The sequence below is a fragment of the Pseudomonas mosselii genome (assembly GCF_005796105.1).
Lineage (GTDB): Bacteria > Pseudomonadota > Gammaproteobacteria > Pseudomonadales > Pseudomonadaceae > Aquipseudomonas > Aquipseudomonas mosselii_C.
In genome coordinates, this window is sequence record NZ_VAUO01000002.1 from 1 (window position 1) to 22,695 (window position 22,695).

25 protein-coding genes are annotated in these 22,695 nt (G+C 61.8%); all 25 read right to left on the minus strand.

Annotation, left to right across the window (positions count from 1 at the left end; all coding sequences use genetic code 11):
• Positions 1-115 precede the first annotated feature (115 nt).
• The 25 genes from flhB to FEM01_RS05005 all read right to left on the minus strand — a co-directional run bounded on the left by flhB (position 116) and on the right by FEM01_RS05005 (position 22,652).
• Complete coding sequence (gene flhB / locus FEM01_RS04885; RefSeq protein ID WP_138218179.1) at positions 116-1,258, minus strand: flagellar biosynthesis protein FlhB; 1,143 nt, start codon at positions 1,256-1,258, stop codon at positions 116-118.
• 2 nt (positions 1,259-1,260) lie between these two features.
• Positions 1,261-2,037, minus strand: a complete 777-nt coding sequence (gene fliR, locus FEM01_RS04890; RefSeq protein WP_138218180.1) for a flagellar biosynthetic protein FliR — start codon at positions 2,035-2,037, stop codon at positions 1,261-1,263.
• A 7-nt stretch (positions 2,038-2,044) separates the two neighbouring features.
• Positions 2,045-2,314 (minus strand): flagellar biosynthesis protein FliQ, encoded by a 270-nt coding sequence (gene fliQ / locus FEM01_RS04895; protein WP_138218181.1) that lies wholly within the window; start codon positions 2,312-2,314, stop codon positions 2,045-2,047.
• A 22-nt stretch (positions 2,315-2,336) separates the two neighbouring features.
• Complete coding sequence (gene fliP, locus FEM01_RS04900; protein WP_138218182.1) at positions 2,337-3,092, minus strand: flagellar type III secretion system pore protein FliP; 756 nt, start codon at positions 3,090-3,092, stop codon at positions 2,337-2,339.
• A complete protein-coding gene (gene fliO / locus FEM01_RS04905; RefSeq protein WP_138218183.1) occupies positions 3,092-3,553 on the minus strand; it encodes a flagellar biosynthetic protein FliO in 462 nt (153 codons plus the stop codon). Before fliO ends, fliP begins: the two co-directional genes overlap by 1 nt.
• Positions 3,554-4,009 carry a flagellar motor switch protein FliN gene (gene fliN / locus FEM01_RS04910; RefSeq protein WP_138218184.1) on the minus strand — a complete coding sequence of 152 codons (456 nt, stop codon included), beginning with the start codon at positions 4,007-4,009 and terminating at the stop codon, positions 3,554-3,556.
• 47 nt (positions 4,010-4,056) lie between these two features.
• Positions 4,057-5,025 (minus strand): flagellar motor switch protein FliM, encoded by a 969-nt coding sequence (fliM, locus tag FEM01_RS04915; protein WP_138218185.1) that lies wholly within the window; start codon positions 5,023-5,025, stop codon positions 4,057-4,059.
• Between the two features lie 10 nt (positions 5,026-5,035).
• Entirely contained in the window at positions 5,036-5,533 is a 498-nt protein-coding gene (gene fliL / locus FEM01_RS04920) for a flagellar basal body-associated protein FliL (RefSeq protein WP_138218186.1), read from the minus strand.
• A 151-nt stretch (positions 5,534-5,684) separates the two neighbouring features.
• A complete protein-coding gene (locus FEM01_RS04925; protein ID WP_138218187.1) occupies positions 5,685-7,007 on the minus strand; it encodes a flagellar hook-length control protein FliK in 1,323 nt (440 codons plus the stop codon).
• Positions 7,008-7,078: 71 nt separating this feature from the next.
• On the minus strand, positions 7,079-7,426 hold the full coding sequence (locus FEM01_RS04930; protein ID WP_138218188.1) for an Hpt domain-containing protein: 348 nt from the start codon (positions 7,424-7,426) through the stop codon (positions 7,079-7,081).
• A 66-nt stretch (positions 7,427-7,492) separates the two neighbouring features.
• The gene (locus FEM01_RS04935; protein WP_138218189.1) at positions 7,493-9,184 is read right to left on the minus strand and encodes an ATP-binding SpoIIE family protein phosphatase; all 1,692 of its coding nucleotides are present in this window, start codon (positions 9,182-9,184) and stop codon (positions 7,493-7,495) included.
• Between the two features lie 2 nt (positions 9,185-9,186).
• Positions 9,187-9,486 (minus strand): STAS domain-containing protein, encoded by a 300-nt coding sequence (locus tag FEM01_RS04940; RefSeq protein ID WP_138218190.1) that lies wholly within the window; start codon positions 9,484-9,486, stop codon positions 9,187-9,189.
• 124 nt (positions 9,487-9,610) lie between these two features.
• On the minus strand, positions 9,611-10,063 hold the full coding sequence (gene fliJ, locus FEM01_RS04945) for a flagellar export protein FliJ (protein ID WP_138218191.1): 453 nt from the start codon (positions 10,061-10,063) through the stop codon (positions 9,611-9,613).
• A gap of 3 nt (positions 10,064-10,066) precedes the next feature.
• A complete protein-coding gene (gene fliI, locus FEM01_RS04950; RefSeq protein WP_138218192.1) occupies positions 10,067-11,428 on the minus strand; it encodes a flagellar protein export ATPase FliI in 1,362 nt (453 codons plus the stop codon).
• Positions 11,418-12,188 (minus strand): flagellar assembly protein FliH, encoded by a 771-nt coding sequence (fliH, locus tag FEM01_RS04955; RefSeq protein WP_138218193.1) that lies wholly within the window; start codon positions 12,186-12,188, stop codon positions 11,418-11,420. The genes fliI and fliH overlap by 11 nt, the downstream gene beginning before the upstream one ends.
• 115 nt (positions 12,189-12,303) lie before the next feature.
• Positions 12,304-13,323 carry a flagellar motor switch protein FliG gene (gene fliG / locus FEM01_RS04960; RefSeq protein WP_138218194.1) on the minus strand — a complete coding sequence of 340 codons (1,020 nt, stop codon included), beginning with the start codon at positions 13,321-13,323 and terminating at the stop codon, positions 12,304-12,306.
• Entirely contained in the window at positions 13,316-15,094 is a 1,779-nt protein-coding gene (fliF, locus tag FEM01_RS04965; RefSeq protein WP_138218195.1) for a flagellar basal-body MS-ring/collar protein FliF, read from the minus strand. The genes fliG and fliF overlap by 8 nt, the downstream gene beginning before the upstream one ends.
• 16 nt (positions 15,095-15,110) lie before the next feature.
• On the minus strand, positions 15,111-15,443 hold the full coding sequence (fliE, locus tag FEM01_RS04970; RefSeq protein ID WP_138218196.1) for a flagellar hook-basal body complex protein FliE: 333 nt from the start codon (positions 15,441-15,443) through the stop codon (positions 15,111-15,113).
• Positions 15,444-15,549: 106 nt separating this feature from the next.
• Entirely contained in the window at positions 15,550-16,926 is a 1,377-nt protein-coding gene (locus FEM01_RS04975) for a sigma-54-dependent transcriptional regulator (RefSeq protein ID WP_138218197.1), read from the minus strand.
• Positions 16,926-18,137: a sensor histidine kinase gene (locus tag FEM01_RS04980; protein ID WP_138218198.1), complete on the minus strand. Its 1,212-nt coding sequence runs from the start codon at positions 18,135-18,137 to the stop codon at positions 16,926-16,928. Before FEM01_RS04980 ends, FEM01_RS04975 begins: the two co-directional genes overlap by 1 nt.
• A gap of 160 nt (positions 18,138-18,297) precedes the next feature.
• Complete coding sequence (gene fleQ / locus FEM01_RS04985) at positions 18,298-19,773, minus strand: transcriptional regulator FleQ (protein WP_138218199.1); 1,476 nt, start codon at positions 19,771-19,773, stop codon at positions 18,298-18,300.
• A 167-nt stretch (positions 19,774-19,940) separates the two neighbouring features.
• The gene (gene fliT / locus FEM01_RS04990) at positions 19,941-20,237 is read right to left on the minus strand and encodes a flagellar protein FliT (RefSeq protein WP_138218200.1); all 297 of its coding nucleotides are present in this window, start codon (positions 20,235-20,237) and stop codon (positions 19,941-19,943) included.
• 13 nt (positions 20,238-20,250) lie between these two features.
• Positions 20,251-20,646 carry a flagellar export chaperone FliS gene (gene fliS / locus FEM01_RS04995; RefSeq protein ID WP_138218201.1) on the minus strand — a complete coding sequence of 132 codons (396 nt, stop codon included), beginning with the start codon at positions 20,644-20,646 and terminating at the stop codon, positions 20,251-20,253.
• Between the two features lie 133 nt (positions 20,647-20,779).
• Positions 20,780-22,198: a flagellar filament capping protein FliD gene (gene fliD / locus FEM01_RS05000; protein ID WP_138218202.1), complete on the minus strand. Its 1,419-nt coding sequence runs from the start codon at positions 22,196-22,198 to the stop codon at positions 20,780-20,782.
• A 79-nt stretch (positions 22,199-22,277) separates the two neighbouring features.
• Positions 22,278-22,652 carry a flagellar protein FlaG gene (locus FEM01_RS05005; protein ID WP_138218203.1) on the minus strand — a complete coding sequence of 125 codons (375 nt, stop codon included), beginning with the start codon at positions 22,650-22,652 and terminating at the stop codon, positions 22,278-22,280.
• Positions 22,653-22,695 lie beyond the last annotated feature (43 nt).

Below are 22,695 nucleotides of genomic sequence, written 5' to 3' on the forward strand. Positions count from 1 at the left end.
TTTGGTGACTTTTTGATCCTTCAAAAAGTTACCCGCCGTAAGGGCGGAAAGGTGACTCAAAGTCAACATCAATAATGAATGCGCATACCGCCATCAAAACCAACAAACAAACCAATCACTCATCACGCCGCAAATCATCAGGAATCGGCAAATCCTTCTTCAAAGGCTCAGGCGCCTTCCCACGCCCAGCCCGATACTGCCGAATCTGAAACACATAAGCCAACACCTGCGCCACCGCCAGGTAAAGCCCCGCCGGAATCTCCTGCTCAAGCTCGGTGGAATAGTAGATAGCCCGCGCCAACGCCGGCGACTCAAGGATCTGCACCTTATGCTCCACCCCGATCTCGCGAATCTTCAAGGCAATGAAGTCAGTCCCCTTGGCCAACAGCAACGGCGCCACCCCGCCCTTCTCCGGGTCGTACTGCAACGCCACGGCATAGTGCGTCGGGTTGGTGATGATCACATCAGCCTCAGGCACCGCCGCCATCATGCGCCGCTGCGAGGCCTCGCGCTGCAGTTGACGGATACGCTGCTTGACCTCGGGCTTACCCTCGCTGTCCTTGTACTCATCCTTGACCTCTTGCTTGGTCATCTTCAGCTTCTTGTGGGTCTGCCACAGCTGGAACGGCACATCCGCCGCCGCGATCAGCAGCAACCCTGCCGACATCCACAGCGCACTCCAGCCCACCACCTGCACACTATGGATGATCGCCTGCTCCAACGGCTCGTTGGCGATCGACAACAACGCCTGACGGTCGCTGGACAGCACCAGCAGCGCCACGATCAGGATCACGAAGAACTTCGCCAACGCCTTGAGTAACTCGGTCAAGGCATGCATCGAAAACATACGCTTGATCCCCGACAGCGGGTTCATGCGGCTGAACTTCGGTTGCAGCAAGCTGCCGGAGAACAGGAAACCACCCAGCGCGATAGGCGCAACGAAAGCCACCACAAACAACAGGATCAGCACAGGCTGCGTCGCCCAGATGGCCATCTTGCCCGACGCCAGCAGGAACGCACCCATGCTGCGCTCATCCACGATCACCTCGCGAGTGAGGGAGAAGTTCATGCGCATCATGCTCATCAACGACTCGGCCAGGGAACCGCCGAACGCAAGCAAGCCACCAGCTCCGGCCAAGGTAACGCCCACAGTGTTGAGTTCCTTGGACCGGGCGATCTCACCTTTTTCGCGCGCGTCGCGCTTGCGCTTGTCGGTGGGTTCTTCTGTCTTGTCCTGACCGCTCTCGCTCTCTGCCATGCTCAGCGCGCCCGTGCAAGTTCACGCAGCCACTGTAGCGTTTCGCTGGCCAGCGCCTGGTAGTGGGAAAGGATATCGGCCAAGCCTACCCAGAAGATGCCGATACCCAGCACCAACGTCAGCGGAAAACCGATGGAGAAAATGTTCAACTGCGGTGCCGCACGGGTCATCACACCGAACGCGATGTTCACCACCAGCAGCGCGGCGATCGCCGGCAGGATCAGCAGCAGCCCTGCCCCTAGCACCCAGCTCAGGCGCCCAGCCATCTGCCAGAAATGATTGACCACCAAGGCATTGCCGATAGGCAAGGTGGTGAAGCTCTCGGTCAACACCTCGAACACCACCAAATGACCGTTCATCAGCAAGAACAGCACGCTCACCAGCATGGTCATGAACTGGCTGACCACCGCCACGTTGACCCCGTTGGCCGGATCGACCATCGAGGCGAACGCCATACCCATCTGCACAGCGATGATCTGCCCGGCGATCACGAACGCCTGGAACAGCAACTGCAGCGCAAAACCGAACAGCGCGCCGACGATGATCTGCTCGCCACACAGCATCACCCCGCGCAGACTCAACGGATCGATCTCAGGCAGCGGCGGCAACCCCGGCACGATCACCACGGTGATTGCCACCGCCGCATACAGACGCACCCGCGCCGGCAGCATGCGGGTCCCGAAGATCGGCATGGTCATCAGCACCGCCGTAACCCGGAACAACGGCAGGATGAACGTCGCGACCCAGGTGCCGATCTGCGTGTCGGTCAGCTCCAGCATGGCGGCATCAACCGATCAACTGCGGAATGCTGGTGTACAGGCCAATGAAATACTCCATGAACTTCTGCACCAGCCACGGGCCCGCAACGATCAGCGTGACCAGCATCACCAGCAGGCGCGGCAGAAAGCTCAGGGTCTGTTCGTTGATCTGCGTGGCGGCCTGGAACATCGCCACCACCAGGCCCACCAGCAAGCTGGGAACCACCAGGATGGCGACCATCAGCGTGGTTAGCCAGAGGGCGTCTCGAAACAGGTCGACGGCAACTTCAGGGGTCATGGGTCGCTCTCCTGGGGCAGCGTCAAACGCCGCCGAAACTGCCGGCAAGGGTGCCCATGATCAGCGCCCAACCATCCACCAGCACGAACAGCATGATCTTGAACGGCAACGAGATGATCAACGGCGAGAGCATCATCATACCCATCGCCATCAGCACACTGGCCACCACCATGTCGATGATCAGGAACGGAATGAAGATCATGAAGCCGATCTGAAAGGCGGTCTTCAGCTCGGAGGTGACGAATGCCGGCACCAGGATGGTCAGCGGGACCTGGTCAGGCCCGGCGATATCGGTGCGCTTGGACAGGCGCACGAACAAGTCCAAGTCGCTCTGCCGGGTTTGCGCCAGCATGAAGTCCTTGAGCGGGCCCTGGGCCTTGTCGATGGCTTGCTGAGCAGTCATCTGTTCGGCCAGATAGGGCTGGATGGCCCCACTGTTCACCTTCTCGAACACTGGAGCCATGATGAACATGGTCAGAAACAGCGCCATGCCTGTGAGCACTTGGTTCGACGGTGTCTGCTGCAAGCCCAGCGCCTGACGCAAGATAGAGAACACGATGATGATACGGGTGAAGCTGGTCATCAGGATGACGAACGCGGGAATGAAGCTCAGCGCCGTCATGATCAGCAGAATTTGCAGACTGACCGAATACTCCTGCTGCCCGTCCGCCCCATTGGACAGGGTGATGGCCGGAATCGACAGCGGGTCGGCAGCCAGGGCCAACGGCGCCGCCAACAACAGCGCCAGGGTCAACAGCAAGCGCGCAGCGCCGTTCATCACGTCTTGTCCTTATGATCCTTGCCCATCAGCTCGAGCAGCCGCTGGGCGAATTCCGGCGTGGCCTGGCGCGACGCAGCCGGCACCTCGACAGGTTCGGCCAGCACGTGCAGGGCCTCGATACTGCCTGGCGTGTGACCGATCAGGATCTGCTCCTTGCCGACTTGCACCAGCAACAGACGGTCACGCGGACCGATGGCGCGGATGCCGACGATATCGATCACCGGCGCGCCCTGTCGGGCGTTGCCCTGCATGCGGCGCAGCACCCAGGCCAGGCCGAAAATCAAAGCCACCACCAGCAGCAGGCCGAACACCGTCTGCGCCAATTGCGCGCCCAAGCCACCGGGCGCCGCAGGCGCGGCGGCGGCAGCAGTCGCTAGCGCAGGCTCGGCGGCGGCGATCACCGCTTCGCTAGCCAGCAGCGCAGCCAGGGCCGCGATGGCCCGCAATGTGGCTTTCACTCAGCGCAACTTCTTGATGCGTTCGCTGGGGCTGATCACGTCAGTCAGGCGGATGCCGAACTTCTCGTTGACCACCACCACTTCACCGTGAGCTACCAAGGTGCCGTTGACCAGCACATCCAGCGGCTCGCCGGCCAGGCGGTCGAGTTCGATGACCGAGCCCTGGTTGAGCTGCAACAAGTTGCGGATGCTGATTTCGGTGCTGCCGACTTCCATGGAGATGCTCACCGGAATGTCGAGGATCACATCCAGGTTAGGGCCTTCGAGGCTGACGTTCTCGTTCGGCTTCGGCGAGCTTGCGAACTCCTCCATCTGCAAGCGATCGCCACCGCCGTCGCCGGCCAGCAGCGCGTCGATGTCGGACTGGCCGGCATCGCCGGTCTCCTCGAGCGCCGCAGCCCACTCATCGGCCAGGGCCTGCTCTTCTGGAGAATTGATCTCGTTTTCGTTAGCCATGATTTCCTCGACAGGCATTCAATTCGTTGGGTTCGAGCGTTACGCCTTCAACGGCGCACGATCGGGTCGATGATCTGCAGGGACAGCGTGCCCTTGTGCGAGCCCAACCGCGCCTTGAACGACGGCACGCCATTGGCACGCAGCACCAGATGCTCGGGCAGCTCTACCGGGATCACGTCGCCCGGCTGCATGTGCAGGATGTCGCGCAGTTTCATCTGGCGGCGGGCAACGGTGGCCGAAAGCGGCACGTTGACGTCCAGCACGTCCTCGCGCAGGGCCTTGACCCAGCGCTCATCCTGATCATCCAGGTCGGACTGGAAGCCAGCGTCGAGCATCTCGCGCACCGGCTCGATCATCGAGTACGGCATGGTTACGTGCAGGTCGCCACCGCCGCCGTCAAGCTCGATGTGGAAGGTCGAAACCACCACCGCCTCGCTCGGGCCGACGATGTTGGCCATGGCCGGGTTGACCTCGGAGTTGATGTACTCGAAGTTGACCGGCATGATCGCCTGCCAGGCCTCCTTGAGGTCAACGAAGCACTGGTCCAGCACCATGCGCACCACACGCAGCTCCGTGGGAGTGAATTCACGACCCTCGATCTTGGCGTGACGGCCGTCGCCGCCGAAGAAGTTGTCCACCAGCTTGAACACCAGCTTGGCGTCGAGAATGAACAGCGAAGTACCGCGCAGCGGCTTGATCTTGACCAAGTTCAAGCTGGTAGGCACGTACAGCGAATGCACGTACTCGCCGAACTTCATCACCTGCACGCCGCCTACCGCAACGTCCGCAGAGCGGCGCAGCAGGTTGAACATGCTGATGCGGGTGTAACGGGCGAAACGCTCGTTGATCATTTCCAGGGTCGGCATGCGACCCCGAACGATACGATCCTGACTGGTCAGGTCGTAACTTTTGATGCTGCCCGGGTCGCCAGCACTCTCGGTTTGTACCAGACCATCGTCCACCCCATGCAGCAGGGCGTCGATCTCATCCTGGGACAGCAGGTCCTGCACGGCCATCTGTGTGCTCCTACTGCAATACGAAATTGGTGAACAGCAATTGGTCGATGACCGGCTTGCCGACTTCCTTCTGGGCCACTTCCTGGACCACCGCGGTGGCTTTCTGGCGCAGCATTTCCTGGCCTACCGAACTGGCAGCCAGGGTGTCGAAACCTTGGCCGGAGAACATCATCACCAGGTTGTTGCGGATCACCGGCATGTGCACTTTCAGGGCATCCAGATCTGCCTGGTTGCGGCCCTGCATGGTGATGCTCACCTGCATGTAGCGCTGACGCCCGTTCTGGTTGAAGTTGACCACGAAGGCCGGCGCCAGGGGCTCGTAGATCGCGGCCTGCTTGACGTTGGCGGCCGCTGCGTCGGGTGCTGGCGCAGGCTCGCTCTTGTGCATGAAGAACCACGTGGCGCCCACCGAGAGGCCGATCGCCAGCAGCAGGGCCACTACCAGCAGCAGGATCAGCTTGAGTTTGCCTTTAGCGGCGGGGTCTTTCACTGCTTCGCTCTTCGCCATGCCAATAATCCGTCGTCCATCGAGGTTTCAAAGAAGGATGACGAGGCTTGAGCAAGTGTTATGCCAGATTTGTCGGCGCTATCGTTCGAGCGAATAAACCCAATGTATCGCAGCGCACCTGGGATCGATGCGCCGCGATCGACCAGGCATTTCAGGCGTAGTAATCGACCGCGCTGTCGCCGATCACCACCTGTTGTTCCAGCGGGCGAGCAGCATCCGCCAGCTCATTACCCTCGGCCGCACCACCGGCCGCACGGCGCGCAGCCACGCCGGACAGGTTCGAGCCCTGCTGCTGGGCTTGCTGTTGCTGCTGGCCACGAGACTGGTCGGCGACGCTGACATCAGGCTGGGAAAGCCCCTGCTGGGCGAACAACTCACGCAGGCGATAGGCCTGACTGTCGAGCGCGTCGCGCACACCGGCGTGACCGCTGACGAAGTGGATCTGGGTCGACTGATCCGCCGCCACATTGACGCGAATGTCCAAACGCCCCAGCTCGGCAGGCTCAAGCTGGATATCCGCCGACTTGAGGTTCTGGCTGGACAGGTACATGACCCGGTTGACCAGCCCCTCAGTCCAGGCGCCCTGGTTCATCGCCAACGGCTGCGCCAAGGGGCTCGGGGTCACCGGCACGGCATTAGCCGTCTTGGCAGTCGCCGCCTGGGTCAGATTGGCCAGGCGATTGGCGAAATCATCCACGCGAGTGTCACTGCTGGCGCCCTTGAGGTCTTTCAGGCCGTCGTCGATCAAGCCCGCAAAGGCCTTGTCGCCCCCTTCGGATTGGCCAGGTTCGGCGTCAGCCTTTTCGACCAGGTTCGCCAAGGTATTGACGGCACCCGAGTTGGGGTCGCTCGATTGCGCGGCGGCGTTCTCGTTGCGACTGCTGGCATGCGCCGAGGTCGTCCCTTTGGCTTGGGCACTGTGCTCCAGAGCCATGCGCAGCGCCGGCATATCAGCCAGCGGATCGGCCTCGGGATCGAATGCCTCGGCCACAGCCTCCTGCACCGGCTGTTCGGCGGCTTGCGGCTGCGCGGCAGCCTGTTGCAGAACGGGCGCTACGGCTTCGGCCTGAGCCTGGAGCAACTGCGCGCCAGGCTGGGCATCGGTGACCTGCCCGGCTACCAGGTTCGAATCCAAGGACGCTGCCGGGTCGCTGCTGCCATCCTGGCTGGCGTCAGCCACTGGAGTCGCTGGCAAGCTATTGCCGTCATCGGCAACGGTTGGCGCGGCAACGTCATCCTTCTTGCCGCCAGCGGCAGGTTCAGGCTTGTCCTTTGGCTTGGGCTGCGCCGGGGCCTGGGCAACCTTGTCATCACGCTTGGACACCGCGTCACGGCCTTGCCGGGCCATGACCTTGTCGAAGCCCGAGCCCTGATCGGCGGGTGCCTGCAGCGGTTTGTCCACACCCCCGGTGACCGAACGCGAGGTCTTGTTCAGCAGGCCGGCTTGCAACAATGGATTGGGTGCGACAGGCATTGAAAGGTCTCCACGCCAGAAACTTGAAAAAACGTCTGGGTAAAGACAGGCAAAAGTCGAGCCAGGTCTGGTTACTGTGCAGAAATCCGCTGCCGTTCGTTGCGGTAGAAGCGCTGCACTTCGAGGTATTCCTGGTCGATACGATTGATCAGGTCCTCGATACCGTAAAGCGGCAATTGCTTGACCCGCTCCTCCAATTGCTGGCAAAGCCCAGCCAGGCCCACTGCCCCCATGTTGCCACTGCTGCCTTTGAAACTGTGGGCGGCCAAGCCCAGCTCGGCGGCGTCCTTGGCCTCATGCAGCTGGCTCAGCCGCCGCTCGGAGTCTTCAAGAAAGGTTTCCAGCAATTGCAGGTAGCCATCTTCCATGACCTCGCGCAGATCGCTAAGGACCTTGTGATCAATATGTATGTCCATCACTTGCTCACTCCCTGATCAAGCCCACCTGAAGCTAGGTCGGGCAACGCTGCCCGACCCGCCCTCGCTCTACCACTGGAACATCACCCGCGCCAATCGACCGCCTTCCAGCCACTGCGCGTCGTGCCCCAAGCGACTGACCAGGCCTAGCCCTCGGCCGTGAAAGCCATGCTCGACAGGGCGGCGTGCCAACACCTCATCCGCATCAAAGCCCGCACCGCTGTCACGGACCTCGATCGTCAGACGCCCACCTTGGGGATACGGTTCCACCTTCAGGCCAATACGCACGAAACCGTCCGGCGCTTGCGCCAAGCGCTCGCTGCGTAGGCGATAGTACTCGCAGAAGCCCTGAGCGTCGCGCTTGATCCTGGAATCCAGGCCCAGCACACCATGCTCCAAGGCATTGGAGTAGAGTTCGCTGAGCACACTATGGAGGATGCCGCTGCTTGGCCGCAGGCCATGAATTTCCTGCAAGAGTTGCACCAGGTACGGAATCGGATTGAAGCGACTCAGGCTCTCGCCGCGCAACTCAAACTGCATCGACCAATCCAGCGGGCTAGAACGCCCGCTGTCGGAGTACACCACCGGCTGTGCGCTGACCTCCTCGGGCCCGAGCATGCGCACATCGCACAAGCTGATATCGTCCCGTGACTGCCCACCAAAATGTGCCAGCGCCTGCATGACCTCTTCGAATAGCAGGCTTGGATCACGGTTGTCAGCCAACACCCGCCGCAGGCGCTCGACACCAAACAGGCGCTCGCTGACATCAGTGCTATCGACCACGCCATCGGACAGCAGCAGCAAGCGCTCGCCCACCGCCAACGGCAGCACCTCGGTGCGGTCGTCGAACTGCTCGCAAGACAGGATACCGAGCGGCAAATGCCGTGACGGCAACACCCCCAGCACCTCGCCCGTTGCAGACAAACGATAGCCATCAGGCATGCCACCGTTCCAAACCTCGACCGTACCGCGCTGAAAACCCACCTTGACCAGCAGCGCACAGCAGAACATGTCCACCGGCAGGATGCGCTTGAGCTTGGCGTTCATCTCGCGCAGCGTTTCCACCAGGCCGTAGCCTTTGGCAGTCATGCCGTAGAACACTTCGGCCAACGGCATGGCACCCACCGCAGCGGGCAGGCCGTGCCCGGTAAAGTCACCGAGCAGCACGTGCATGTCGCCACCGGGGGTGAAGGCCGCCAGTAACAGGTCACCGTTGAACAAGGCGTAAGGCGATTGCAGGTAGCGAATATTTGGCGCGTTGAGGCAGCCGGAGTGCGCAACCTTGTCAAACACGGCCTTGGCCACACGCTGCTCGTTGAGCAAGTGATGGTGGTGCCGGGCGATCTGGTCACGCTGTTGCAACACGGTTGCCTGCAACCGACGCAGGCGATCCATGGCGCGGATCTTGGCCGCAAGGATGATCGGACTGTAGGGCTTGGCCATGAAATCGTCGCCTCCAGCCTCAAGGCAACGCACCAGCGCCTGCTCCTCGTTGAGCGAAGTGAGAAAGATGATCGGGACTAGCGCTTCGCCGGCCAGCGCCTTGATTCGCCGGGCTGCCTCGAAACCGTCCATGACCGGCATTAGCGCATCGAGCAACACCAACTGCGGGCGCTGTTCGAGAAACAGCGCCACCGCCTGCTCACCGTTTTCCGCCGTCCACACCTGATGCCCCTGACGGCGCACGATCTGCGCCAGCAACAGGCGATCGGCGGCGCCATCTTCGGCCACCAGCACACGCAACGCCGGTTCGGCAGACATGCTCAACTAATATCAAAGAGTTGTTCGAAATTGGAGATAGCCAGGATCTTGCGCACGTCAGGGCTGGCGTGGACCACCCGAATGTCAGGCTCATTACCGCCCACATAGTCGCGCAACAATAGGAGCATGCCCAATGCAGAGCTATCCAGGTAAGTGGCATCCTTGAGGTCGACCACAACCGACTCCAGTCGAAGACCCTCGTAGACCTGCTTGAATTGCGCGTGCTTGCCGAAGTCGAAACGACCCTTGACCCTGATCGTCAGCTTCTTCTTGTCCGGCGAAAGATCGGTTTCGAGTGCCATGCGAGCGATTCCTTCGATGATGGCGAATGCTACTGGAAGGTTTAGCAGGGGGTATCCTGGGGTGCAAGGTGACCGCTGGAGCGGCTGCGCACAGGGCCTGACCGACAACGCCAGCGTGCCCCGGTCAGAGCGTGCTCTGGCGTGGCAGGCGCTGTGACAACTCATCCAGCAAGCGTTGTTCACGTTTGTCCTCGGCGCGACGCGCCTCGTCCATGTAACGCTGCACCAACTTGCGCAGGCCTTCCACACGGGCATACGCCTGCTGCCAACTGCCACGCGCGTTGTTGAGGTTGTTCTGGTGCCACGCCATGCTCTGGCGTTGCTGGGTCATGGCGGTCTCCAACTGCCCGAGAAAGCGCTGGTAGTTGACCAGCCAGCTGCCATTGACGCCCTGCCCGCCGCGATTGATCCATTGCGCCTGATAACCTTCGCGAAACGTCTCAAGCTCTGCCAGCTTGGCCTGTGCCTGGGCCAGTTGCTGCTGGAAATGCCCGACGCGCTGCGCGGCCTTGCGCTCAGTCTCCTCGGCCATCTCGACCACCGGAGCCAAACGCGCAGCGCGACTTGGCAGCCCCACGGCCTATCGCCCCGCTGCCGGCGGGGTGAAAATCGCCTCGAGTTCGGCCCGGCTCTGAGCCATGGGCACGTTCTCGTCCAAGGCCTGGCGCAGGTAATCGACCATCTTCGGTTGCAGGGCGATGGCCAGGTCCGTCTCCGGGTCGCCGCCGGCCACATACGCACCGACACTGATCAAGTCGCGGCTCTGCGACAGGCGTGACCACAGCTGCTTGAGCTTCTGCGCCTGGCGCAGGTGATCGGCATCGACCACCTGCGGCATCACCCGGCTGATCGAGGCTTCGATATCGATGGCAGGATAGTGCCCTTCTTCAGCCAACCGCCGAGACAGCACGAAATGGCCGTCGAGCACACCACGGGCGGAGTCAGCGATCGGGTCCTGCTGGTCATCGCCTTCGGAAAGCACGGTGTAGAAGGCTGTGATCGAGCCACCACCGGGCTCGCCGTTGCCGGCACGCTCCACCAGCTTAGGCAACTTGGCGAACACCGAAGGCGGATAACCACGCGTAGCAGGCGGCTCACCAATGGCCAGGGCAATTTCACGCTGGGCCTGGGCAAAGCGCGTCAGCGAGTCCATCAGCAACAGCACGTTCTTGCCCTTGTCGCGGAAGTATTCAGCGATACGCGTGCAGTACATGGCCGCGCGCAGACGCATCAACGGCGCATCGTCCGCCGGGGACGCCACCACCACCGAACGCTTGAGGCCTTCCTCGCCAAGAATGTGCTCGATGAACTCCTTCACCTCGCGGCCCCGCTCGCCAATCAGCCCGACCACGATGATCTCCGCCTCGGTAAAGCGGGTCATCATGCCGAGCAACACCGACTTACCGACACCGGTACCGGCGAACAGCCCCAGGCGCTGGCCACGACCGACGGTGAGCAGGCCGTTGATGCTGCGAATGCCCACGTCCAACGGCTGGCTGATCGGGTCGCGGTTGAGCGGGTTGATGATCGGGCCGTCCATCGGCACCCAATCCTCTGCCTTCATTCCGCCCTTACCATCCAACGCGCGACCGGCACCATCGAGCACGCGACCGAGCATGCTCATGCCCATGGGCAGACGGCCACTGTCATCCAGCGGTACCACTCGCGCACCCGGGGCAAGGCCGGCGATGCTGCCAACCGGCATCAGGAACACCTTGGTGCCGGCAAAGCCCATCACTTCGGCCTCCACCTGCACAGGATGGTAGCTGTCGTCATTGATTACCAGGCAGCGACTGCCTACAGCGGCGCGCAAGCCCTCGGCCTCCAGGGTCAGGCCGACCATGCGTAGCAGACGGCCTTCGACCACCGGCTGGTCCGGTAGCTTCACGGCGTCCTGATAGCCCTCAAGACGCTTGGCGAAGCTGGTGCGTTCAAGGCGCATCGGTCTCACCCACGCGCGCGTCGAGCGCCAGTGAAATATCCGGGGCAGCCGGGTGCAGCGCCTGGTCATGGGACTGGTCGAACAGTTGCGCGATGGCTTTTTCGATACGGGTTTCCATGCTCGCATCGATGCGGCTGTGGAGGGTCTCGATACGGCAACCGCCCGGCAGCAACGCTTCGTCTTCGAGCAGCTTCCAGTTTTCCTCGTGCCGCTCGCGCAGCGCCTTGACCTGCTCGAAATCCTGCGGGTTGAGGTGGATGCGGATGTTGTCGGCGCCCATCGGCAGCAGCTTCAGGGCTTCGCGCAGCACATGGGTGATCTGGCTGGAGTCGCTGCGCAGCTCGCGGCCGATGACTTGCCGCGCCATGTGCGCGACCAGTTGCACCATGCCTTTCTCGATATGGGTGTCCTGCTCGGCGATCGGCTCCAGCAGGTGGCCCATCAGCTGTTCGAGCTGCTGCAGCTTGGCCGCCAGAGCCACTTCGGCCTCCTGGCGCACCTTCAGCTGAGTGCTATGGAAACCTTCGCGCTCACCGGTGGCGAAGCCTTCGTTGTAAGCCTCCTGACGGATGGCTTCGAGTTCTTCGAGGGTCAGCGGCTGGACTTCTTCCAGCGGCACCTCTTCGACTTCTTCAACGACCTCAGGCTCAGGTTCCGGTTCAGGCTCGGGCTCCGGGTCGAAGCTAGGCAGCGCCCAGAGATCAACACCTTCGAGGTCGCGGGCGCGGATCAGGTCGCTGGGGTGTTCGGTGGTGGACATGGCAACGCCTACAGATGAAATGGGGTCGAGCGACAAGCTTCAAGCTGCAAGCCACAAGAAAAAGCAGATACGTACGCCGGCCTTCTCTTGCAGCTTGAGGCTCGCAACTTGAGACTTAAATCATTTCCTCGGCGCCCTTGCCACCGAGCACGATCTCGCCAGCGTCGGCCATGCGCCGGGCGATGGTGAGGATTTCCTTCTGCGCCGTCTCCACGTCGCTGACCCGTACCGGCCCCTTGGCCTCCAGGTCGTCGCGCAGCAGCTCCGAAGCACGCTTGGACATGTTCTTGAAGATCTTGTCCTTGACTCGCTCGTCGGCGCCCTTGAGCGACACCACCAGCACATCGGAAGACACTTCGCGCAACAACGCCTGAATGCCACGGTCGTCGACATCGGCCAGGTTGTTGAACACGAACATCAAGTCTTCGATCTGCTCGGACAGGTCGCTGTCGATTTCGCGGATCGCATCCATCAGTGCGCCTTCGACCGAGCTGTCGAGGAAGTTCATGATGTCCGCAGCACGCTTGATACCACCCAGCGTGGTACGCGCGGCGTTGGAGTTGCCCGAGAACTGCTTCTCCAGAATCTGGTTCAGTTCCTTGAGCGCCGCCGGCTGCACTGTGTTGAGCGACGACACGCGCAGGACGATGTCCAGGCGTACCTTGTGGTCGAAGTTGCCCAGCACCTCGCCGGCCTGGTCGGGGTCGAGGTAGGCGACCACGATGGCCTGGATCTGCGGGTGCTCGTAGCGGATGACGTCAGCCACCGCGCGCGGCTCCATCCACTTGAGGCTGTCCAGGCCGCTGGTATTGCCACCCAACAGGATACGGTCGATCAGGCCGTTGGCCTTGTCCTCGCCCAGAGCCTGATTGAGCATCTTGCGAATGTAGCCATCGGAGCCAACGCCCAGGCTGGTCTGGTCGCCCACCACCTCGACGAACTCGCTCATCACCTGTTCGACCTGTTCGCGATGGATATTGCCCATCTGCGCCATGGCCACGCCGACCCGCTGCACTTCCTTGGGCCCCATGTGGCGCAGGACCTGCGCCGCGTCGGTCTCACCGAGCGAGAGCAGGAGGATCGCCGCTTTGTCGACGCGGCTCAGCTTGGCGGTAACGGCTCGGTTGTCACTCATCGTCGTTGATCCACTCTTTCACGACCTGGGCCACGCGACCCGGATCTTCGGCCACCAGGCCCTTGATTGCGTTGAGCTGCGCCTCATAACCCTCGGTCGGGCTCGGCAACAGGATGCTTGAAGGACCACCCAGGCTGACGCGGTCGTTGGCCAGTTCGCCATCCAGACCGATCATACCGCCCAGTTCCATGTCGCTGTCCGTGGCAGCCTGCTTGCCGCCACCGGTGATGTTGTTGAGCACAGGCCGCAGCACACCGAACACCAGCACCAGGATGAACAGGACGCCCATCACTTGCTTGACGATGTCCCAGAACCACGGCTGCTGGTAGAACGCGATGTCGGCCAGCTCCTCGCCACGGTCGGCGGCGAATGGCACGTTGATCACCGTCACGCTGTCGCCACGGCTGGCATCGAAGCCCACCGCATCCTGCACCAGGCGGGTGAAGCGCGCCAGATCCTCGGCGCCCCAGGGCGTACGGGTGACTTCGCCGCTGGCTGCGCCGGGCTTGACCTGATCGTCCACGACCACGGCCACCGACAAGCGGGTCAGGCGACCCTGCTGCTGACGAGTGTGACTGATGGAGCGGTCCAGCTCGAAGTTCTTGGTGCTTTGCTGGCGCTTGTCGCTGGGGTACGGCGCCAACATCGGCTGACCAGTGGCCGGGTCCATGACCTGCTGGCCATTGGAGTCGACCAGCGGCTGGCCTGGCTGGATCGGACCTGTCGCACCAGCGGTGCCGCCAGTGGTCTGCGGCGCCGATGCAGGACCTGGCGGCTGGTTGCTCAACGCACCCGGTACGCCTTGCGGCCCCTGGCTGCTGGAGCGCTGTTCGTTGACCGATTGCTCGCTACGCAGCGCGGGCTGGTCAGGATTGAACTGCTCGGAGGTGGACTCGACGGCACTGAAGTCGATATCGGCCGAGACTTCGGCCTTGTAACGGTCGTTGCCCAGCACCGGTTGCAGGATATTGTGCACACGCTGGGTGAGCATGCCTTCCATGCGACGGCTGTAATCGAACTGCTTGCCGGCCATGGTCAGGGCGGTGTCCTGAATCTGCTCGGAGAGCAAGTTGCCCTTCTGGTCGACCACGGTGACTTGGGACTTGTCCAGCTCAGGCACGCTGGTAGCGACCAGATTGACGATGGCCATCACCTGCCCGGCCTCCAGGGCGCGCCCCGGATACAGCTCGACCAGTACCGAAGCGCTTGGCTTGCGCTCGTCACGCACGAACACCGAGCTTTTCGGAATGGCCAGGTGCACACGGGCGGCCTTGACGTTGTTCAGGCTCGAAACGGTGCGCGCCAGCTCACCCTCCAGGCTACGGCGATAGCGGGTGGCTTCCATGAACTGGCTGGTGCCCAGGCCCTGCTCCTTGTCGAGCAGCTCGAAACCGACGTTACCGTCGCTCGGCGCCACCCCGGCTGCTGCAAGTTTCAGGCGCGCACGGGAGAGATCGTCGGCCTTGACCAACAGTGCGCCAGAGTTTGGCTCCACGCGATAGGGAATGTCAGCGCCGCCCAGGGTCTCCATGACCTGCTTGGTGTCCATGCCGGCCAGACTGGGGTACAGCGGACGGTAGTCCGGCTGTTGCGACCACAGCACCACGGCAAAACCGATGGCCACGCTAGCGGCCAGGCCGACCAGCAGACCGATCTGGCGCAGCATGGGCATCTGCGAGATATTCTCCAGGAACGACAGGCCGAACAGCGGCGGCTTGGCTGCTGGCGGGCCGCTCTTGGCGGGGGCGTTATCGACGACTGCTTCGGCCATGACTCAACTCTCGCCCTTAAACCGGCATCTGCATGATGTCCTGGTACGCTTGCACCAGTTTGTTACGAACCTGGGTAAGTGCCTGGAACGACACGGAAGCCTTCTGCGAAGCGATCATCACATCGGTCAGATCCACGCCGCTCTTGCCAATCTCGAAGGCGTTGGACAGTTGGCTGGAAGCCTGCTGAACGTCGTTCACCTTGCCAATCGCCTGGCCAAGCATGTCGGCGAAGCTGCTCTGCCCTGGTGCCAGCTCAGGAGCGGCGACAGTCTTGGGCAGGGACATGGCGTCGGCCTGCATGGCACGCATGTCCAACATCAGACGATTGAATTCAACACCTTGGGTCATGGACTTCTCTCTCCGGCGGCCGCATTTTTTTGACAGTCATGCAGCGGATAGGCTGGAGCTAGCAAGAGGAGTGCCAGCCCACCCATCGAACATTCAAAACGGTGTTTCAGCCGAATAGGCTGGCCTCCACATCAAGCCCGGCATCACGCATCTGCGCAAGCTTGTAGCGCAGCGTACGCGGGCTGATGCCCAGTCGCTCGGCGGCCTCCTTGCGACGCCCACGCTCGGCACGCAAGGTATCGATGATCATCTGGTACTCGTGACGGCGCATGTCGTCGCCAAGGCCACCCGCCTCAACCGTCAATTCCCCGGATAATGGCTCAATAGTGGCCACTTGCGGAGCCGACAACGGAATGACACCTCCCAGACAGAAATCCGCCGCTTCGATCACCCCGCCCTGCTGCAGGATCAGGGCCCGCTGCAACGCATTGTCCAATTCACGCACGTTACCCGGCCAGGCATAGCCTTGCAGACAGGCGCGAGCATCGGCCGACAGGCGCACGGGGGCGTGTTTCATCTTGCCGACATGCCGGGCCAGCAACCGCTCAGCCAGTGGCAGGATATCCGCCGGGCGCTCGCGCAGGGCGCGCCAGGCCAAAGGGAACACCGACAGCCGGTAATAGAGATCTTCACGGAACCGTCCAGCCGCCACTTCGCCCGTCAGGTCGCGGTTGGTGGTGGCCAGTACACGGATATCCAAGGCGATCGGCTTGCGCCCCCCTACCCGCTCCACTTCGCGCTCTTGCAGTACACGCAGGAGCTTGGCCTGGAGCGCCAGGGGCATTTCGGAAATCTCGTCGAGCAGCAGGGTGCCGCCATCGGCCTGCTCGAACTTGCCAGCCTGGGCCGCGATCGCACCGGTGAAGGCGCCCTTCTCATGGCCGAACAAGGTGGCTTCGAGCATGTTATCGGGGATCGCAGCACAGTTTATCGCCACGAACGGCGCATCGGCCCGCGGCGATTGCTGGTGAATGAAGCGTGCCAGCACCTCCTTGCCAGTGCCCGACTCACCCGAGATCAACACGGTCGAATCGCTGCGCGCCACCCGCGCAGCCAGCTCCAGCAACTGCCGACTGGCCGGTTCGCAGGCCACTGGGCCCTCCTGCTCGGCAGCCCCCAAGTGACCCGCCGCGTGCCGCTCCACCAGACTGAGCAGGGCACGCGGCTCGAACGGCTTGACCAGATAGTCAACCGCCCCCTGGCGCATGGCGTCGACAGCCCGCTCGACCGCGGCGTGGGCGGTCATGAGCAGCACGGGTAGCTCAGGATGGTTGCGCCCCAGCTGGGCGAGCAACTGATGCCCGTCCATGCCCGGCATGTTCACATCGCTGACCACCAGACTGAATGCCTCCTGCCCCACCGCCTGCAAGGCCTCTTCGGCCGACCCCACCGCACGGTGGGCGAATCCGCCGATTTCCAGGGTATCGACCAGCGCCTGGCGCAACACCCGATCATCCTCGACCAACAGCACCTTGATATCCATCAGTGCTCCTCCATTGCGCCGATCAGCGGCAGTACCACGTGGGCACAGGTACCGCGCCCAGGCTTGGAACGCAGTCGCAGCGTCCCTTGGTGGGCACGCACCACCGCCTGGACCACCGCCAGTCCTAGCCCGGTGCCGGTCGTCTTGGTGGTGAGGAATGGCTCACCCAGCCGCGCCAGCAACTCGGCATCGATGCCGCAGCCAGCGTCGCTCACGCACAGGTGAAGGTTTTGCGCACGGCGGTACAGATGCACTTTCAGGCGCGCCGGCTCGACACTGGCCTGCAGACCGTTATCGATCAGATTGAGCAAGGCGCCCACCAGGGTATCGCGATTGCACAGCAACTCACCCAGATGGATATCGCACTGCCAGCGCACCGCATGCCCCTGTACATGCACCTGCGCGGCCTGCTGCAAGGCCTGGAACAAAGCCTTGGGGGTCAAGCGCTCGCCCAACGGCAGCTCGCCCCGAGCAAACACCAACATATCGCGCACCTGATGCTCCAGCTCCTGCAACCGCTCCTTGAGGTTACCGGCAAAACGCTGACGGGTTTCAAATGGCAAGTCACGCTCGCCATCAGCCAGATGACCGGCATAGAGCATCGCTGCGGCAAGCGGGGTACGGATCTGATGAGCCAGCGAAGCGACCATGCGCCCCAGCGACGACAGTCGCTCATGACGCGCCAACTGGTCTTGCAGGCGACGGGTTTCAGTCAGGTCGGTCAGCAGCACCAACTGGCCCGGCTCGGCGTCCAGCGAACGGGTCGCGATCGACAGGCGCCGACCGTCGCGCAGCGAGACTTCGTGGCCGTCATCCTTGCGCGGGGCGAAACTGCGGGCAATGACCTGACGCCATAGCTGACCGATCAGTGGCTCGCCCAGCAGCTCGCAAGCGGCCGGGTTGGCCTCGGACACGCAGCCCTGGGCATCGATCACGATCACCCCACCCGGTAGCAGGTCCAGCAGGTTTTGCAGACGATTGGCCAAGCGCTCTTTTTCACCAAGCTCGGCCATACGCTGGTCGCTGACGACCTCCAGTTCACCCTTGAGCTCGCTGACGCGCGCCTCGAGCATCCCGTAGGACTCGGTGAGCTGGGTCGATACCTGGCTGAACAGGGCGAAGGCCTGTTCAAGGCCCAGTCGGCTTTCCTGCTCGACCGGGAGGCTCCCCTGCAAGGCAGGGACTCGGGAGTGATGGGCGGCCTGGGGCATCGTGCTCTCTCGCGTGGCTGACCGTCATAAAAACGGTGTGATGCCAGCGATATAGCAATAGCCGTGCCGGGGATGGGGAAATAGTCCAAACGGGCCACCCACCGCGCGCCACAAGCGCCCGCTAGGACAAACCCACCCCAACCCCAAGGCCGAACAGGCGTCAATCCTCCGCCTGCTCCTCGCCACCTTGGCGGCTCATGCCGTACTTACGCATTTTTTCCACCAACGTGGTACGACGGATGCGTAGACGCTCAGCGGCACGCGCAACGATGCCATTGGCATCATCCAGCGCCTGCTGGATCAGGCCTTGTTCCAGCCCGCCCAGATAGTCCTTCAGGTCCAGGCCCTCAGGCGGCAGCATCGCGTGGCTGGCAAAGCTCGGTGTATGGCCATTGATCGCCACCCGCTCCTCCAAGTCACTGCGCAGGCTGTCCACCAACTGCTCGTCTTCGTCATCGACATAGCGGAATTTCTTTGGCAGCTCGGAAACACCGATCACACCGTACGGATGCATGATCGCCATGCGCTCCACCAGGTTGGCCAGTTCGCGAACGTTACCCGGCCAACCGTGGCGACACAGCGACATGATCGAGGCCGAGTTGAAGCGGATCGAACCGCGCTTCTCATGCTCCATGCGTGAGATCAGCTCGTTCATCAGCAGCGGAATGTCCTCGACACGCTCGCGCAGGGGCGCCATCTCGATAGGGAAGACATTCAGACGATAATAGAGGTCTTCGCGGAACGTGCCGTCCTCGATCATGCTCTCGAGGTTCTTGTGAGTAGCCGCGATGATGCGCACGTCAATGCTCTGGGTCTTGTTGCTGCCCACGCGTTCGAAGGTGCGCTCCTGCAACACACGCAGCAGCTTGACCTGCATTGGCAACGGCATGTCGCCGATCTCATCGAGGAACAGCGTACCGCCGTTGGCCAGCTCGAAGCGCCCGGCACGGCTGGTGATGGCCCCGGTGAATGCTCCCTTCTCGTGACCGAACAGTTCGCTTTCCAGCAGCTCGGCCGGAATAGCACCGCAGTTGACCGGCACGAACGGGGCTTCGCGGCGCTTGGAGTGGTAGTGCAGGTTGCGCGCGACCACCTCCTTGCCGGTACCGGATTCACCGAGAATGAGCACGCTGGCGTCGGTATCGGCCACCTGCTGCATCATTTGGCGCACATGCTGGATCGCACGACTGGTGCCTACCAGACTGCGGAACAGGTTGGGCTCGCGCTGGCGGCCGCGCTCGCGAGCCTGATCGTACATCTCGCGGTAGACCTGCGCACGGTGCAGCGAATCGAGCAGCTGACTGTAGCTCGGCGGCATTTCGAGGTTCGAAAGCACGCGCCGACGCAGCTCTTCGGGGAACTCCGCAGAAGAAATTTCACCCAGAAGCAACACCGGAAGGAACTCATCCCACCCAGCCACTGTCTTAAGAAGCCCGAGCACACTACCCGGAGCATTCACAGCCCCGATCAGCACGCACAGCACTTCACGACTAGACGATAACGACTCGACCACCTGCTGCCAGTTATCACTGGAACAGGACAGGTTTTCTTCGCCGAGGAAATTCAGAACCACCGCCAGATCGCGGCGGCGTGCGCTGTCGTCATCGATCAGGAGAATCTTGGTTTCACGCCACATGCAATAGCAACTTCCCTAGTCATATCGGCGCCCTGGGGGCGAGCTCGACATCATTCCGACTGAATGGTCAGTGTTCGGACGTCTGAAATTCGAAAACAGCCACTAGTTAAGTCAAAAAATAGCGTGCAGTCAAATTAATGGCGCGCTATTTCTCGTATCGCTCGTGGTCAAGAGAACAGATGGTATACCTTCGCGGCGCTTTTCGCCTGACGTATCTGCATCATCTCGTCGACTATCGATTGCCGTTCACCACTGGCGACATCAATCAACTGCCGGTAGACCGCCAGCAACTCCTCGAGGCTCGCGCGCACCGCCCTCTCGTTGCTGCTCGCCTCGGCCAACACGTCCTCGACGCAAATCCGACATTCCAGATCGAGTTCCCCCACCGCATCCCAGTCACGACTGGCCAGCGCCGACAGCAGCGCCTCGCGGGTCTGTTCGATACGCTCGATCACCTCGCTCATACCACCTCCTGGATCACGGCGTCGCCACAGGCTCGGCGATCGCGTCCCAACCTTCCTTGACCGTGATCAGCAGGCGCGCTACTTCGTCGATGATCGCCGGATCACTTTTCACGTTGGCTTCGACCAAACGGCGGCTCATATAGGTGTAGAGACTGTCCAGGTCAGCCAGGCTCTCAGCGTGGTTTTCCAGGTCCAGACCTTCGCGCAAGCCGCCGATGATGTCGATGGCCTTGCCGATCAGGATGCCCTTCTGGGCCACGTCCTTGCGTGCGATAGCACCCTTGGCCTGGGCCAGGCGGTCCAGGCCACCCTGCATGAGCATTTGCACCAGGCGGTGCGGACTGGCTTCGGAAGTCTGCGCCACGCCGTTGACTTTCTGGTATTGCCGAAGGGCCAACATCGGGTTCATGAATCTACCTCGTTGCAGCGAAAAAAGTTGCCTATAGCCAGTGTATCGCCGACACGTCAAAAAACTTTAGGGGAAAAACAAAAAGCCCGGGACACCAGGTTGGCGTCGCCGGGCTTTTGGCGCCATCAGCGTATCAGGAGTTCTTCGCCTGGGCGTTGAGCGCTTCGAAGATCGCGGTGATCTGCGAGGCCTGGGCCTTCATCTTGCCCAGGTTGGCGTCCAAGGTCGCGTATTGCTTGGTCAACGAGGTGGTCAACGCGTCGATACGACGGTCCAGCGCGTCCTGCTGATCACTGAGGTTCTTGGCGATTTTATCCAGACCAGACTTACGCGTAGCCAGACTACCGTCGGTCTTGTTGTACGGGTCGATTGCCTTGTTCATGCGGGCAATGATGCCGTTGTCACCGGTGAACAGCTCCTGCACCTCATTACCCAGCTTTTTGTCGTTCATCGCCGCGGTGAACTTGGTGCTGTTGAACTCGAGGGTGCCGTCCTTGGTGGTGTTGATACCCAGCTGGCTGAGGCTGGTCAGGCGATCACCCGAACCGACTTCGCTCAGCACCTTGCGGACATCACCCAACAGGGAGCGTGTGGTCGGGTCGTTGGTCAGCGAACCCAACACGATGTTGCCATCTGCATCCTCAGAGGTGGAGGTCAGCGAAGTGATGGCTTTCTGCAGGGTGTTGTAGGCGTCAACGAAGCTCTGAATGGAGGTTTTCAGGCCGTCGTTGTTGGTGGCCACGGTGACCTTGGTGCTAGTGAAGGCGTTGCCACTGGAGGCGCTGACACCGGTGAGCTCAAGGGTCAGGCCGCTGACTGCATCGGCCACCTTGTTGGTGGAGCTGGTCACCACCAGACCATCGATGGTCAGCTTGGCATCCTGAGCCGCCGCCTCGATGAAACCAGCGCCATTGGCGTTTTGGCTCATCGACTGGGTGCCATCGATCTGCAGTTCGGCGATATCACCGGTCACGGAGATGTCGTTACCGGCACCGGTGGTGCTGGAGCTCAACACCAGGCGCGAACCATCCTTGCCGTTGACGATGTTGGCAGAGATACCGCTGGCACCCAGCTCCTTGTTGATCTGGTCACGCACCGATTCGAGCGTGGCACCCGCGCCCACCTTGACGGTATAGCTGGTGCCAGTGCCCACACCGATGACCATGTCGCCTTCACTGATCGCCGTGGTGCTGCTGGCGAAGCTCTGGCTGGCAACCTTTGAGCTGGTTGCCAGGGCTTCCACGGCAATGCTGTAGCTGCCGGCCACCGCCTTGTTGCTGGCCGTGACCTTGATCACACCCTCGTTGGCCGACGTAGCCGCATAGGCGTTGAACGCCGGCGAAGTGCTGTCGTTGAGCTTGCCCATGGAGGTGGTGAATGCAGTGAGGGCACTGCGCAGCGCACCGATACCCGAGATCATTGCCGAGTTATTGCTGGTCTGGCGAGCGATCTGGGCCTTCTTGGCCGCCGTATCAGCGTTTACCAGGGTCTGGACGATCGTACCGATCTCAAGACCCGAACCGATACCAACGGAGGAAGTAATGGTTGCCATGCTGTGTCCCTCTTGATTTACGCGCCTTCCCCGCTCCTGCCGGGCCGACATGAATTACTTCAGGATGCTCGCTGCCAGGTCAGACCTTGGCATCGAACAGAATACTGTTGACATCGCTGAGGCTGTTGGCGATTCGCAGTGCCTCTTCGGAGGGCAACTGACGAACCAGCTCACCGGTCTCGCTGGCGATGACCTTGACCACGATCTTGCCGGATTCTTCGTCCGTGGAGAATTCCAGGCTGCGTCGTGTCGTACTGAGAAATTTTTCGATATCCGATACGGCGCTTTTGACCTTTTCGATATCGTTTGCACTATCGGCAGCGCTGATTGCCGTAGGTTCCAGCGAATCACTGCCATGGTTGTTTTGTACCGACTGGGCAGCCGGCTTCTCGCCTACCTGCTCGGCCGGACGAGCGGCCGGGTAGGACAGATTCAGCTTGACGCTCATGTCCATTTCTACCACCTCGCAACGAAAAGGCGGGGAAGTGCCCTATTAT

Coding starts and splice junctions, on each gene's coding strand:
- FEM01_RS05005 (WP_138218203.1), bottom strand. CDS start 22,652: ATGGACATGAGCGTCAAGCTGAATCTGTCCTACCCGGCCGCTCGTCCG.
- fliE (WP_138218196.1), bottom strand. CDS start 15,443: ATGACCCAAGGTGTTGAATTCAATCGTCTGATGTTGGACATGCGTGCC.
- fliS (WP_138218201.1), bottom strand. CDS start 20,646: ATGAACCCGATGTTGGCCCTTCGGCAATACCAGAAAGTCAACGGCGTG.
- fliD (WP_138218202.1), bottom strand. CDS start 22,198: ATGGCAACCATTACTTCCTCCGTTGGTATCGGTTCGGGTCTTGAGATC.
- FEM01_RS04935 (WP_138218189.1), bottom strand. CDS start 9,184: ATGTCTGCCGAACCGGCGTTGCGTGTGCTGGTGGCCGAAGATGGCGCC.
- fliH (WP_138218193.1), bottom strand. CDS start 12,188: ATGTCCACCACCGAACACCCCAGCGACCTGATCCGCGCCCGCGACCTC.
- fliN (WP_138218184.1), bottom strand. CDS start 4,009: ATGGCTAACGAAAACGAGATCAATTCTCCAGAAGAGCAGGCCCTGGCC.
- fliI (WP_138218192.1), bottom strand. CDS start 11,428: ATGCGCCTTGAACGCACCAGCTTCGCCAAGCGTCTTGAGGGCTATCAG.
- FEM01_RS04925 (WP_138218187.1), bottom strand. CDS start 7,007: ATGCCTGTCGCACCCAATCCATTGTTGCAAGCCGGCCTGCTGAACAAG.
- fliQ (WP_138218181.1), bottom strand. CDS start 2,314: ATGACCCCTGAAGTTGCCGTCGACCTGTTTCGAGACGCCCTCTGGCTA.
- fliG (WP_138218194.1), bottom strand. CDS start 13,323: ATGAGTGACAACCGAGCCGTTACCGCCAAGCTGAGCCGCGTCGACAAA.
- fliP (WP_138218182.1), bottom strand. CDS start 3,092: ATGAACGGCGCTGCGCGCTTGCTGTTGACCCTGGCGCTGTTGTTGGCG.
- fliL (WP_138218186.1), bottom strand. CDS start 5,533: ATGGCGAAGAGCGAAGCAGTGAAAGACCCCGCCGCTAAAGGCAAACTC.
- FEM01_RS04940 (WP_138218190.1), bottom strand. CDS start 9,486: ATGGCACTCGAAACCGATCTTTCGCCGGACAAGAAGAAGCTGACGATC.
- FEM01_RS04975 (WP_138218197.1), bottom strand. CDS start 16,926: ATGGATATCAAGGTGCTGTTGGTCGAGGATGATCGGGTGTTGCGCCAG.
- fliM (WP_138218185.1), bottom strand. CDS start 5,025: ATGGCCGTGCAGGACCTGCTGTCCCAGGATGAGATCGACGCCCTGCTG.
- fliR (WP_138218180.1), bottom strand. CDS start 2,037: ATGCTGGAGCTGACCGACACGCAGATCGGCACCTGGGTCGCGACGTTC.
- FEM01_RS04980 (WP_138218198.1), bottom strand. CDS start 18,137: ATGCCCCAGGCCGCCCATCACTCCCGAGTCCCTGCCTTGCAGGGGAGC.
- fliF (WP_138218195.1), bottom strand. CDS start 15,094: ATGGCCGAAGCAGTCGTCGATAACGCCCCCGCCAAGAGCGGCCCGCCA.
- fleQ (WP_138218199.1), bottom strand. CDS start 19,773: ATGTGGCGTGAAACCAAGATTCTCCTGATCGATGACGACAGCGCACGC.
- flhB (WP_138218179.1), bottom strand. CDS start 1,258: ATGGCAGAGAGCGAGAGCGGTCAGGACAAGACAGAAGAACCCACCGAC.
- fliT (WP_138218200.1), bottom strand. CDS start 20,237: ATGAGCGAGGTGATCGAGCGTATCGAACAGACCCGCGAGGCGCTGCTG.